At 73.9% G+C, this 13,693-nt stretch carries 9 protein-coding genes; 8 read left to right on the plus strand and 1 reads right to left on the minus strand.

Annotation, left to right across the window (positions count from 1 at the left end; all coding sequences use genetic code 11):
• On the minus strand, positions 1–740 hold a 740-nt coding region (locus GT045_RS19820), incomplete at its 3' end, for a TIGR00374 family protein (RefSeq protein ID WP_237538725.1).
• A 108-nt stretch (positions 741–848) separates the two neighbouring features.
• Here GT045_RS19820 and GT045_RS19825 point away from each other — a divergent pair.
• The 8 genes from GT045_RS19825 (at position 849) to GT045_RS19860 (ending at position 13,661) form a co-directional block, all read left to right on the plus strand.
• On the plus strand, positions 849–2,759 hold the full coding sequence (locus tag GT045_RS19825) for an ABC transporter ATP-binding protein (RefSeq protein ID WP_202528509.1): 1,911 nt from the start codon (positions 849–851) through the stop codon (positions 2,757–2,759).
• Between the two features lie 264 nt (positions 2,760–3,023).
• Positions 3,024–5,207 carry an RICIN domain-containing protein gene (locus GT045_RS19830; RefSeq protein WP_161334959.1) on the plus strand — a complete coding sequence of 728 codons (2,184 nt, stop codon included), beginning with the start codon at positions 3,024–3,026 and terminating at the stop codon, positions 5,205–5,207.
• Positions 5,208–5,311: 104 nt separating this feature from the next.
• Complete coding sequence (locus GT045_RS19835) at positions 5,312–5,851, plus strand: 2Fe-2S iron-sulfur cluster-binding protein (RefSeq protein WP_161334960.1); 540 nt, start codon at positions 5,312–5,314, stop codon at positions 5,849–5,851.
• The gene (locus GT045_RS19840; protein ID WP_161334961.1) at positions 5,848–6,843 is read left to right on the plus strand and encodes a xanthine dehydrogenase family protein subunit M; all 996 of its coding nucleotides are present in this window, start codon (positions 5,848–5,850) and stop codon (positions 6,841–6,843) included. The genes GT045_RS19835 and GT045_RS19840 overlap by 4 nt, the downstream gene beginning before the upstream one ends.
• 19 nt (positions 6,844–6,862) lie before the next feature.
• Positions 6,863–8,935 carry a xanthine dehydrogenase family protein molybdopterin-binding subunit gene (locus tag GT045_RS19845; RefSeq protein WP_161334962.1) on the plus strand — a complete coding sequence of 691 codons (2,073 nt, stop codon included), beginning with the start codon at positions 6,863–6,865 and terminating at the stop codon, positions 8,933–8,935.
• A 1-nt stretch (position 8,936) separates the two neighbouring features.
• Positions 8,937–11,303 (plus strand): glycosyl hydrolase family 65 protein, encoded by a 2,367-nt coding sequence (locus GT045_RS19850; RefSeq protein ID WP_161334963.1) that lies wholly within the window; start codon positions 8,937–8,939, stop codon positions 11,301–11,303.
• 123 nt (positions 11,304–11,426) lie between these two features.
• Positions 11,427–12,623: a DUF1343 domain-containing protein gene (locus tag GT045_RS19855; protein ID WP_161334964.1), complete on the plus strand. Its 1,197-nt coding sequence runs from the start codon at positions 11,427–11,429 to the stop codon at positions 12,621–12,623.
• 57 nt (positions 12,624–12,680) lie between these two features.
• Positions 12,681–13,661 (plus strand): GNAT family N-acetyltransferase, encoded by a 981-nt coding sequence (locus tag GT045_RS19860; protein WP_161291725.1) that lies wholly within the window; start codon positions 12,681–12,683, stop codon positions 13,659–13,661.
• The last annotated feature ends 32 nt before the right edge of the window (positions 13,662–13,693 follow it).

The raw sequence follows: 13,693 nt of genomic DNA on the forward strand, positions 1-13,693 counted from the left end.
GCCGGCCGGGTGTGCACCGACCGCGCCTCGCCGAGGGCGTCCCGCACGAACGAGGCCACGCGGGTGCGCAACGGCCGTACGAGCACCGGCACGGCGCCCGCGACGGCCGCCAGGCAGACCGCGCCCAGCAGCAGCGGGAGCGGCGAGCCGTCCGGCAGCACGGTGCCGAGCCGCAGCGCGTCCGGGAAGGCGAGGAGCAGCGCGGCCAGCAGCCCCAGCCGGCCCACCGCCTCGGCCAGCAGGTACAGGGCGAGCGCGGCCGTGGAACGGGCCGGCGGCACCCCGCACACGCTCATGAAGCGCAGGTTCACCGCGCCGGCGCCGAGTCCGGTGGGCAGCAGATGGTTGGCCGAGGCCGCGGCGAACTGGGTGGCCAGCAGCCGGCCCTTCGGCAGTGGCTGGACCACCGCGCCCTGCCGGGTGACCGCCGCGGCCACCCAGGTCAGGCAGGTGGCGCCGGCCGCGGCGAGCAGCCACGGCCAGGATGCGGTGCGCAGCTGGCCGAACCCCTCGGTGAGCATCGAGCGGTGCCGTACGGCCGCCACGGCGACGAGCGCGAGGGGAACCAGACACAGCAGTCGCCGGACGGGGACGCGACGGGCCGGGCGCCGGGGGAATCGTCCCCGGGACAGCGGGGGAGACGGGGGGAGCGGGACGGCAGTCACATCCGCAGAGGTTCTCCGCACCGTCCCAACGGCGGGTGGCGGAATCGGGGACGGCGGCTTACAGAGTGAGGTCATCGGGACCTTCGAGCCGGGGGACACCGGTGCGGACGACGAAGCGGCGGGTGAAATCGCGCGGACATTGACCTCAACGAAGCTCGAGGTTCTAGGTTCTCCGGTATGAGCATGGAGACCACGGCCTGGATGCAACTGCACAGCGTGATGAACGCGCAGTCCGAGCGCCGCCCCTTCGCCCGCGCCACGCTGCGCCGCATCGCCGCCTTCGCCCGTCCGCACCGCGCGGGCATCGTCCGCTTCGTACTGCTCGGGGTGGTGACCGCGCTGCTCGCGGTCGCGACCCCCGTGCTCGCCGGCCGTGTCGTCGACGCGATCGTGGCGGGGCACGACTCCGGCACGGTGGTCCGGCTCTCCCTGCTGATCGCGGTCGTCGCGCTGGCGGAGGCGGGGCTCGGCATCCTCGGCCGGCGCCTGTCGTCGACGCTCGGGGAGGGACTCATCCTCGATCTCAGAACGGCTGTGTTCGATCATGTGCAGCGCATGCCTGTCGCGTTCTTCACACGTACGCGTACGGGCGCTCTGGTCAGCCGTCTCAACAACGACGTGATCGGCGCCCAGCGGGCCTTCGCCAACACCCTCTCCGGGGTCGTCAGCAACCTGGTGACGCTGCTGCTCACGCTCGCCGTGATGCTCACGCTGTCCTGGCAGATCACCCTGCTCGCGATGGCGCTGCTGCCGGTGTTCGTGCTGCCCGCCCGCCGCATGGGGACCCGGATGGCCGGCATGCAGCGGGAGGCGGCGGCCCTGAACGCGGCCATGGGCACGCGCATGACGGAGCGGTTCTCCGCACCCGGCGCCACCCTCGTCAAGCTCTTCGGCCGCCCGGAGGAGGAGTCGGCCCAGTTCGCGGCGCGCGCCGCCCGGGTCCGGGACATCGGGGTGCGCACGGCGACCGCCCAGTCCGTCTTCATCACCTCCCTCACCCTGGTCTCCGCCCTCGCGCTTGCCCTCGTCTACGGCCTCGGCGGCTGGTTCGCGCTGCGCGGCTCCCTGGAGCCCGGCGCGGTCGTCTCGCTGGCGCTGCTGCTGACCCGCCTGTACGCCCCGCTGACCGCGCTCGCCGGGGCCCGGGTGGAGGTGATGAGTGCGATCGTCAGCTTCGAGCGGGTCTTCGAGGTGCTCGACCTGGAGCCGCTCATCGTGCAGAAGCCGGACGCCCGAGAGGTGCCCGAAGGCCCGGTGGCCGTCGAGTTCGACGACGTCCGCTTCGCCTACCCGGCCGCCGACCAGGTCTCCCTCGCCTCCCTGGAGGAGGTCGCCGCGCTGGACACCCGTGGCGGCTCCGAGGTGCTGCACGGGATCTCCTTCCGCGCCGAACCCGGGCAGACCGTCGCCCTCGTCGGCTCCTCCGGCGCGGGCAAGTCGACCATCGCGCAGCTCCTGCCGCGCCTGTACGACGTCGACGCGGGCGCGGTCCGCGTCGGCGGTGTCGACGTCCGCGACCTGACCGCCGGGTCCCTGCGGGCCACGCTCGGCATGGTCACCCAGGACGGCCACCTCTTCCACGACACCGTCCGCGCCAATCTGCTGCTCGCCCGCCCGGACGCGGCCGACGAGGAGCTGTGGGACGCCCTCGGCCGCGCCCGCCTCGCCGATGTCGTACGGACCCTGCCCGACGGGCTGGACACGGTCGTCGGCGAGCGCGGCTACCGGCTCTCGGGCGGCGAACGCCAGCGGATGACCATCGCCCGGCTGCTGCTGGCCCGCCAGCGCGTGGTCATCCTGGACGAGGCCACCGCCCATCTGGACAACACCTCCGAGGCGGCGGTCCAGGAGGCGCTCACCGAGGCCCTGGAGGGCCGCACCGCCGTGGTCATCGCCCACCGCCTGTCCACGGTCCGGGCCGCCGACCAGATCCTGGTGGTGGAGTCCGGCCGGATCGTGGAGCGCGGCACCCACGACGAGCTGCTGGCGGCGGCCGGGCGCTACGCGGAGCTGCACCGCACCCAGTTCGCCCAGCGCGCCGACGCGGCACCCGGACCGGCGCCGGCGGAGGCGGGGGTACCGACGGCCGGCTGACGCTCCCGACCGGGACGCCGGTGCCTCAGGCGGGTGGTGGGTGGTGGGTGGTGGGTGGTGACCGTACGGGGGTGCGGGTGCCCGGCCGGCGTTCATCGGGGCGCTGTCTCCCGAGTCGTCCCGTTTCCGGCTCCGGGAACTTGACGCCGGTGGTCCGTACCTTTAGCTTCACGCCTTAAACAAAGCCTAACGGGGCGCCAACGGCCGCTGGTCCCAAGGCCGTCGGGCCCACACCACCCCCCACTCGAAAGGCCACCCGCGCTCATGGCCAGACCTCTCCCCGCGGCGGGTTCACTCGCCGCCCTGTCCCTTGCCGCCGGGCTGCTCACGGCAGCCCCCGCGCCCGCAGCCACCACCACCGCCGCCGCCCTGCCCACGGGCTTCGCCACGGTCGTCGACGCCGCGAGCGGCAAGTGCCTGGACGCCCGTGCGGCCGGCACCGCCAACGGCACCGTCGTGCAGCAGTACACCTGCAACGGCTCCACGGCCCAGCAGTGGAGCTTCGCCGACGCCGGCGGCGGATACGTGCGGATAGGCAGCCGCAACGACACCGCCCAGGTCGTGGACGTCGCCGACGTCTCCACCGCCGACAACGCGCCGGTCCACCTGTGGAGCTACGGCGGCGGCGCCAACCAGCAGTGGCTGCCGGTGGACGACGGCGGCGGCGCATACCACTTCGTCAACCGGGGCAGCGGCAAGTGCCTGGACGACCCCGGCGCCTCGACCGCCGACAGCGTCCAGTTCGTCCAGTACACCTGCAACGGCACCGCCGCCCAGCGCTTCCAGGTGACCCCCGTGGCCCAGAACCCCGACGACCCCGATCTCGGCCCGAACGTGGCCGTGTTCGACCCGTCCATGTCCTCCGCCACCATCCAGGGCAGGCTCGACTCGATCTTCCGGCAGCAGGAGACCAACCAGTTCGGCTCGCAGCGCTACGCGGTGCTGTTCAAGCCCGGCAGCTACAGCGCCGACGTCAACGTCGGCTTCTACACCCAGGTCCTCGGTCTCGGCCTCACCCCGGACGCCGTCAACGTCAACGGCGCGGTGCACGCCGAGGCCGACTGGTTCCAGGGCAACGCCACCCAGAACTTCTGGCGCGGCGCCGAGAACCTGTCGGTCACCCCGGCGGGCGGCGGCGACCGCTGGGCGGTCTCGCAGGCGGCGGCCTACCGCCGGATGCACCTGCGCGGCAACCTCGCCCTCGACGACGGCGGCTGGTCCTCCGGCGGCTACCTCGCCGACAGCAAGATCGACGGACAGGTCGACTCCGGCAGCCAGCAGCAGTGGCTGACCCGCAACTCCCAGCTGGGCAGCTGGACCGGATCGAACTGGAACATGGTCTTCGTGGGCAGCCAGGGCGTCCCCGGCACCAGCTTCCCCAACCCGCCGTACACCACGGTCGCGCAGAGTCCGGTCACCCGGGAGAAGCCGTTCCTGTACGTCGACGGCGCCGGCAGGTACCAGGTGTTCGTGCCCGCCACGCGCACCGGCTCCACCGGCACCAGCTGGGCGAACGGCAGTCCCGCAGGATCCTCGCTGCCGCTCAGCCAGTTCTACGTCGTCAAGCCCGGCGCCACCGCCGCACAGATCGACGCCGCCCTCGCCGCCGGACAGAACCTGCTGGTCACGCCCGGTGTCTATCACCTCGACCGGACCCTGAAGGTCACCCGCCCGGACACGGTCGTCCTCGGCCTCGGCCTCGCCACCTTCGTCCCCGACAACGGCGTCACCGCCATGTCCGTCGCCGACGTCGACGGTGTGAAGATCGCCGGCCTGCTCTTCGACGCCGGGACCACCAGTTCGAAGACCCTCGTCGAGGTCGGGCCGGCCGGCTCCACCGCCTCCCACGCGGCCGACCCGACCTCCCTGCACGACGTGTACTTCCGCGTCGGGGGCGCCGGCGTCGGCAAGGCGGCCACCAGCCTCGTCGTCAACAGCGACAACGTCATCGGCGACCACATGTGGATCTGGCGCGCCGACCACGGCAGCGGCGTCGGCTGGACCAGCAACACCGCCGACACCGGCCTGGTCGTAGGCGGCGACGACGTGACCATGTACGGGCTGTTCGTCGAGCACTTCCAGAAGTACCAGACCGTCTGGAACGGCAACGGCGGACGCACCTACTTCTTCCAGAACGAGATGCCGTACGACCCGCCGAACCAGGCCGCCTGGATGAACGGCTCCACCCAGGGCTACGCCGCCTACAAGGTCGCCGACTCCGTCACCAGCCACCAGGCGTACGGCCTGGGCAGCTACTGCTACTTCAACGTCAACCCCGGGGTGACGGCCGCCCGCGCCATCGAGGCACCGAACACCGCGAACGTGCGCTTCACCAGCATGGTGACCGTCTCCCTCGGCGGCACCGGCACCATCAGCCACGTCGTCAACAACACCGGAGGGCCCTCCAACGCCGGCAGCAACGTCGCCGACCTGAAGAGCTACCCCTGATCCGGCCCCGATCCGGCCGCAAGGGCCCGCGCACGTGTGAGCGGGCATGAGGTGGATACGCGGAACGGACGGCAGCACCGTCCGTCCGGAAGGTCATCCCCGCCATGACCAGCGCACACCAGCCCGGCCAGCACTCCGAAGTCACCCTCCGGGTCAACGGCAAACCCCAGACCCTGCGCGTCGACCACCGGCGCGTCCTGCTCGACCTGCTCCGTGAGGACCTGGACCTCACCGGCTCCAAGAAAGGCTGCGACCACGGCCAGTGCGGTGCCTGCACCGTACTGGTCGACGGGCGCCGCCTGAACAGCTGTCTGCTGCTCGCGGTCGCCCTCGACGGCAGCGACATCACCACCGTCGAGGGCCTCGGCGGCGACGGCGAGGAGCCGCACCCGCTCCAGCGGTCCTTCCTGGACCGCGACGCCTTCCAGTGCGGCTACTGCACCCCGGGCCAGCTCTGCTCCGCCGTGGGCATGCTCGACGAGGCCGCGGCCGGCCATCCCTCCCACGTCACCGACCCGGCGGCCCCCTCCGGCGCACCCGTCCCCCTGGACCGGACCGAGATCCGCGAGCGGATGAGCGGCAACCTCTGCCGCTGCGGCGCCTACCCGCGCATCGTCGAGGCCATCGAGGACGTGATCGCGTGAACGGCTTCGGATACCTGCGGCCCGACAGCGTCCAGGAAGCCGTCGAGGCGTACGCGACCCACCCCGGCGCCCGCTACCTGGCCGGCGGCACCAACCTCGTCGACCTGCTGAAACTGGGCGTGGAGCGGCCCGCCACCCTCATCGACGTCGGGCGCCTGCCCCTGGACACCGTCCAGGAACTCCCGGGCGGCGCCCTGCGCGTCGGCGCCACCGTCCGCAACAGCGACCTCGCCGCCGACCCGCGCGTCCGCGACCGCTACCCGGCCCTCTCCCAGGCGCTCCTCGCGGGCGCCTCCGCCCAGCTGCGCAACGCCGCCACCACCGGCGGGAACCTCCTCCAGCGCACCCGCTGCCCCTACTTCCAGGACCTGGACAAACCCTGCAACAAACGAGAGCCCGGCACCGGGTGCGGCGCCCGCGACGGCGTCCACCGCGACCACGCCGTCCTCGGCCACTCCCCGCAGTGCATCGCCACCCACCCCTCCGACATGGCCGTCGCCCTGGCCGCCCTGGACGCCCAGGTCGAGCTGTACGGCACCGAGGGCACCCGTCGCCTTCCGGTGGCCGACTTCCACCGGCTGCCCGGCGAGCACCCCGAGCGGGACACCTGGATCCGCCCCGGCGAACTGATCACCGGCGTCCTGCTCCCGGCCGCCACGGCCGGTGTCCCGTCCGCCTACCGCAAGGCCCGGGACCGGGCGTCGTACGCCTTCGCGCTCGCGTCCGTGGCCGTCGCGCTGCGCGTCACGGACGGAGTCGTCGACCAGGTCGGGGTCGCCTTCGGCGGGCTCGCCCACCGGCCCTGGCGCGCCCGGCACACCGAGCTGGCACTGCTGGGCGCCCCCGCCACTCCCGCCGCGTTCGAGGGCGCCGTGGCCCTGGAACTCGCGCACGCCGAACCGCTGCGGGACAACGCCTACAAGGTGCCCCTCGCCACCAACCTCGCCCTGGATGTCCTGAACCGTCTCGCCCCGGCCCCCGCGGTGGCCTGAGCCGTCACAGGAGGAACGCATGACAGGCACCGCCCTGGGCGCACCCGCCGAACGCCGGGAGGGACGCCAGAAGGTCAGCGGCACCGCCCGCTACGCCGCCGAGTACACCGTGCCCGGCCGCGTCCACGCCCGGCCCGTGCCCGCCGCCGTCGCCCGCGGCCGGGTCACCGCCGTCGACACGTCGGCGGCCCTCGCGCTGCCCGGCGTCCTCGCCGTCCTCACCCCCTTCGACGCGCCCCGGCTCGCCGAACCCGACGACGCCACCCTCGCCGTCCTGCAGAGCCCCGACGTGCCGCACCGGGGCTGGTGCGTGGCCCTCGCCGTCGCGGAGACCCCGGAGACCGCCCGGGCCGCCGCCCGCGCCGTGCGGGTCACCTACGCCACCGAACCCCACGACACCCGCCTCACCGAGGGACATCCCGGCGGCTACGAGCCGGAGGAGGTCAGCAGCGGGCCCGGCCGTGTCGAGCACGGCGACCCGGACGCCGCCCACGCCGCCGCCCAGGTCCGCGTCGACGTCACCTACCGGGTGCCGCCGCTGCACAACCACCCCATGGAGCCGCACGCCAGCACGGCCCACTTCGACGGCGACCGGCTCACCGTCCACACCTCCAGCCAGGGCGGTACGACCGTGCGGTCCGTGCTCGCCCAGCTGTTCCGGCTGCCCGAGGACCACATCACCGTCGTCGCCGAGCACGTCGGCGGCGGTTTCGGCTCGAAGGGCACCCCGCGCCCCGACGTCGTCCTCGCCGCGCTCGCCGCCCGGCACGTGCGCCGGCCGGTCACCCTCGTCTACCCGCGCCGGTACCTGCCGACCGTCGTCGGCCACCGCGCCCCCACCGTGCAGCGGCTGCGGCTCGGCGCGGACCCGGACGGCCGGCTCACCGCCCTGCTGCACGAGGTGACCACCCACACCTCCCGGGTGAAGGAGTTCGTGGAACAGGCCGGCGCCGTCTCGCGCGTCATGTACGCCACCCCCGACCTGCGCAGCTCCCACCGGGTGGTGCCGCTGGACGTGCCCAGCCCGTCCTGGATGCGGGCACCCGGCGAGGCCCCCGGCATGTACGCCCTGGAGTCCGCCCTGGACGAACTCGCCGACGCGCTCGGCATGGACCCGGTGGAGCTGCGCCTGCGCAACGAAACCGGGCGGGAGCCGGCGAGCGGCAAGCCGTTCAGCAGCCGGCACCTGGCCGAGTGCCTGCTCGAGGGCGCCCGCCGCTTCGGCTGGGCCGGCCGCGACCCGCGCCCCGGTGTCCGTCGCGAGGGCCCGCTGCTCATCGGCACCGGCGTGGCCGCCGCCACCTACCCGGTGCAGGTCGCCCCGTCCACCGCCACCGCCGAGGCGCGCCCCGACGGCACCTTCGTCGTCCGGGTCAACGCCGCCGACATCGGCACCGGCGCCCGTACGGTCCTCGCCCAGATCGCCGCGGACGCCCTCGGTGTGCCCCTGGACCGGGTGCGCACCGAGGTCGGCCACAGCGACCTGCCGCCCGCCCCGCTGGCCGGGGGCTCCTCCGGCACCGCCTCCTGGGGGTGGGCCGTGCACGAGGCGTGCGCCCGGCTCGCCGCCCACCCCGACGAGGGTCCGACGGTGCGCGCGGACACCACCGGCAAGGCCGACGCCGACAGCCCCTACGCCCGGCACGCGTTCGGCGCCCACTTCGCCGAGGCCGCCGTCGACACCGTCACCGGCGAGATCAGGGTCCGCCGGATGCTCGGCCTCTTCGCCGCCGGCCGGATCCTCAACGCCCGGACCGCGCGCTCCCAGTTCACCGGCGCCATGGTCATGGGCCTGGGCATGGCGCTCACCGAACACAGCACCCTGGACCCGGCGTTCGGCGACTTCCCCGAGGCCGACCTCGCCTCCTACCACGTGCCCGTCCACGCCGACGTCCCGGACCTCGAGGCCGACTGGATCGACGAGGACGACCCCCACCTGAACCCCATGGGCAGCAAGGGCATCGGGGAGATCGGCATCGTCGGCACCGCCGCCGCGATCGGCAACGCCGTCCACCACGCCACCGGAGTCCGCTTCCGCGAACTCCCGCTCACCCCCGACCGGATCCTCGCCGGCCTGCTGTCCGAGGACTGACGTGCCCGGGCCCACCTGGGAGTACGACGGATACCGGGCCGCGGAGGAACGTCTGCGGGAGTCCCTGTGCACCCTGGGCAACGGCTACTTCGCCACCCGCGGGGCGTTGCCCGAATGCACCGCCGACGACGTCCACTACCCCGGCACCTACGCGGCCGGCTGCTACAACCGGCTCACCTCGGAGGTCGCGGGACGCCGCGTCGAGAACGAGGACATGGTCAACCTGCCCAACTGGCTGCCCCTGCGGTTCCGGCCGGCGGACGGGAACTGGCTCGCCCCGGACACCACCGCCGTCACCGAGCACCACCAGGTCCTCCACCTGGACCCGGGCCTGCTGGAGCGCCGCACCCGCTACGCGCTCGGCGACGGCACCCTGCACGTCCGGCAGCTGCGGCTCGTCCACCTCGGCGACCCCCATCTCGCCGCCCTGCGGACCGAGTTCACCGCCACCGGCCGCCCCGTCGAACTGGACGTGGAGGCCGCGCTCGACGGCAGCGTCACCAACGACGGCGTGGCCCGCTACCGGGCGCTGGACGGCCGCCACCTCACCCACGTCCACGTCGGCACCGCCACGCCCGGCACGGTGTGGCTGCGCTGCCGTACCCGTACCTCCGACATCCGTTTCGGCCTGGCGGGACGGCTGACCGCCCCGGTGCCGGTCCGCCACGCCAACGAGGCCCACCGCGCCGTGCAGCGGCTGTGCCCGCGCCTGTCGCCCGGCGACACCGTCACCGTCGACAAGACCGTCGCCCTGCACACCTCGCGCGACCCGGCCATCAGCGACCCGCTGCGCGCGGCCGTGGACCGGGTCGCCGCGGCGCCGGGATTCGACGAACTGCTGGAGAGCCACCGCGCCGCCTGGGAGCAGCTGTGGCGGCGCACCGAGCTGGACGTGCCCGGCGAGGCGGGCAGCATCCTGCGCCTGCACCTGTTCCACGTGCTGCAGACCCTCTCGCCGCACAGCACCGACCTGGACGTCGGCGTACCCGCGCGCGGACTGCACGGCGAGGCGTACCGGGGCCATGTCTTCTGGGACGAACTGTTCGTCCTGCCCTACCTCAACCTGCACCTGCCCGAGGTCTCCCGGGCCCTGCTGCGCTACCGCCACCGGCGGCTGGACACCGCCTGCCGCGCCGCCCGCGACACCGGCCGGCGCGGCGCCCTCTACCCGTGGCAGAGCGGCAGCGACGGCCGCGAGGAGGCCCAGCGGCTGCACCTCAACCCGCGCTCCGGCCACTGGCTGCCGGACCACTCCCGGCTCCAGCACCACGCCGGCTCGGCCGTGGCCTACAACGTCTGGCAGTACTGCGAGGCGACCGGCGACACCGACTTCCGGCACGGCGAGGGCGCCGAGATGCTGGTGCAGGTCGCCCGCTTCTGGGCGGACTCGGCGGCCTGGGACGAGCCCCTCGGCCGGTACCGGATCCGGGGCGTGGTCGGTCCCGACGAGTACCACGACGCCTACCCCGGCGCGGCGCGGCCGGGCCTGGACGACAACGCGTACACCAACGTCACCGCCGCCTGGGTGCTCGCCCGCGCCCTGGAACTGCTGGAGGACCTGCCCGAGCCGCGCCGCCGCGAACTCACCGAGCACATCGATCTGGCCGACGACGAGCCCGCCCGCTGGGAGGAGGTCTCCCACCGGCTGCACCTGCCGTTCCACGACGGCGTGATCAGCCAGTTCGACGGTTACGGCGACCTCGCGGAGCTGGACTGGGCCGACTACCGCGAGCGGTACGGCGACATCCGCCGGCTGGACCGGATCCTGGAGGCGGAAGGCGACACCGTCAACCGCTACAAGGCGTCCAAACAGGCCGACGTCCTGATGCTCGGCTACCTCTTCTCTCCCCCCGAACTGCGCTCGCTGGTACAGCGGTTGGGATACCGGCTGGACGAGCGCACCTGGACCGCGACGGTCGACCACTACCTGCACCGCACCAGCCACGGCTCCACCCTCAGCGGCCTGGTCCACGGCTGGATCCTGGCCCGCGCCCGGCGCGCCGCGGCCTGGAGCTTCGTCCAGGAGGCCCTCCGCGGCGACATCGCCGACCTGCAGGGCGGCACCACCGGCGAGGGCATCCACCTCGGCGCGATGGCCGGCACGCTCGACCTGGTCCAGCGGGGGCTGACCGGCCTGGAGACCCGCGGCGGCGCCCTGCGCCTGGACCCGGTCCCGCTGCCCGAGCTGTCCTCCTACGGCTTCGCCATCCGCTACCACGGTCACTGGGGCGTCCGGCTGCGCCTGCGCAGCGGTCTGCTGGAGATCGCCGTACCGGACTCCGACCGCTCACCCATCGACATCCGGCTGCGCGACCGGGCGGTGCCCGTGCGGTCGGGGGAGACGGCCCGGCTGGTGCTGCCGGACTGAGGCGTTCGGTCGTATACGCGTTCGGTGTGACGCGAACTCGCCGCGAATCATTGCAAAATTCCCGGACATACGCATAAATGTCGTCCACCGCTTCGAGACGTCACCGGCAGACGGGGCCACAGGATGAGTACGCACGACCGCGTCGCGGTGACGCCCGGGATCGCGCGACTGCACGCATCACCCGGACGGGCCGGTCCCGGCCGCCTCGGACTGGTCACCAACCACACCGGCGTCCTGCCCGACCTGCGCCCGGCCGCGCCCGCGCTGCTGGAGTCCGGCGTACGCCTGACCGCTCTGTTCGGCCCCGAGCACGGCCTGCGCGGGACCGGCCAGGCCGGCGAGAGCGAGGCCGCCCGCACGGATCCCGCCAGCGGCCTGCCGGTCCACGACACCTACCGGCGCAGCGGCGAACACCTCGACGAACTGCTGCGCGCCAGCGGAGTCGACGCGCTGGTGTACGACCTCCAGGACGTCGGGGCCCGGTACTACACCTATGTGTGGACCATGTTCGACCTGATGGTCTCGGCGGCCCGCACGGGCGTGCGGTTCGTCGTCGCCGACCGGCCCAACCCCCTCGGCGGGCTCGTCAGCGAGGGGCCGCCCCTGGAGGAGGCGTGGGCCAGCTTCGTCGGCCGTGCCGCCGTACCCGTCCGGCACGGCCTCACCTGCGGCGAACTCGCCAGGCACCTCAACGCCTCCGCCGTCCCGCGAGTGGCGGGCAGAGCAGCCGAGTTGGCGGTGATCGAGACCGTCGGCTGGCGGCGCGCCATGGACGCGGAGGCCACCGCCCTGCCCTGGATCGCCCCCTCGCCCAACATGCCGACGCCCGCCACGGCCGCCGTGTACCCCGGCACCTGCCTGTTCGAGGGTACGAACCTCTCGGAGGGCCGTGGCACCACGCAGCCCTTCGAGATCGTCGGCGCCCCCTACCTCGACGCCCGGTTCGCGCCCGCCCTCGCCGAACTCGACCTGCCCGGAGCGCACTTCCGTGACCTGTGGTTCGCACCCACCTTCCACAAACACGCCGGACGGCCGCTGCGCGGAGTACAGCTCCACGTCACCGACCGCGCGGTGTTCGCGCCGGTGCGCACCGCCGTCGCGATGCTCGCCGTGCTGCGGCGGCTGTACCCGCACGACTTCGCCTGGCACACCGGTGGCGGCGGAGCCGAAGGCACCGGGCGACGGCACTTCATCGACCTGCTGTGGGGCTCCGACCGGCTGCGGCGCACCGTCGACGCGGGCGAGGACCCGCTGCCGCTGTGCGCACCGCCCGCGCCGCCCGGCCGGTGGGCCGGCGAGGACCTGCTGCTCTACCCCTGAACCACCGGCCCCGGCGGACGCCGCCCGCGCCCCGCGACTGGAAGGACACCCCCGCCGATGACCGACCGCACGACGACGACCCGGGCCGAGACGCGAGGCTTCCGCGCGGGCGACGGACCGCGGCTGGTGGAGGCGTGGCGCCGCGCGGCACCGGCCGACCCCATCACCCCCGACCGGTTCCGCTCCCTGGTGCTGCTCGACGCCAACTTCGACCCCGAGGGGCTCCGGATCGCCGCCGCCGGCGACCGTGTGCTGGGCGCCGCCTACGCCGTGCGCCGGCTGCGGCCGATGGCCGGCACCGATCTGGAGCCGGAGCAGGGCTGGATCCCGTTCTTCTTCGTCGACCCGGCCGCCCGCGGCCGGGGCCTCGGCCGCCGGCTGCTGACCGACGCCCTCGACTGGCTCCACCGCCACGGCCGCACCCGGGTGGACTTCTCCTCGTACACCCCCGACTACGTCTTCCCCGGCCTGGACACCGAGGCGTACCCGGCGGCGGCCGGGCTGCTGGAGTCCCTGGGCTTCCGCACCCTGTACGAGGCGGCGGCGATGGACCGCGGTCTGGTCGGCTACCGCGTCCCGGAGGAGGTCACGAGCCGGCTGGACGCGCTGACGGCACGCGGCCACCGGTTCGCCACCCCCCGCGACGACGACCTGGTGGACCTCCTCGCACTGGCCGGGACCCACTTCGGCCCGGACTGGGCGTGCACGATCCGGGACAGCCTGGCCGCGGGAACACCGCTCGACCGGATCGTCACCGCCCGCGATCCCGGGGGCCGCATGGTGGGCTGGGCGATGCACGGCGCGTTCGAGTCCGTGGACGAGCGGTTCGGTCCGATCGGCGTGCTGGAGGAGACCCGCGGCACCGGACTCGGGGAAGTCCTCCTCCACCTGGTCCTGGAACGGATGCGGGCCCGCCGCGCGCACTCCGCGTGGTTCCTGTGGACCGGCGAGCAGTCCCCGGCGGGCCACCTCTACCGCAAGGCCGGGTTCACCACGACCCGGAGGTTCCGGGTGATGCGCCGGCAGGCCGCCGGATGACGCCGGCCCGCCGCGCCCCCGGCCGGCAGCCG

Source organism: Streptomyces sp. SID486 (assembly GCF_009865385.1).
Taxonomy (GTDB): Bacteria; Actinomycetota; Actinomycetes; order Streptomycetales; family Streptomycetaceae; genus Streptomyces.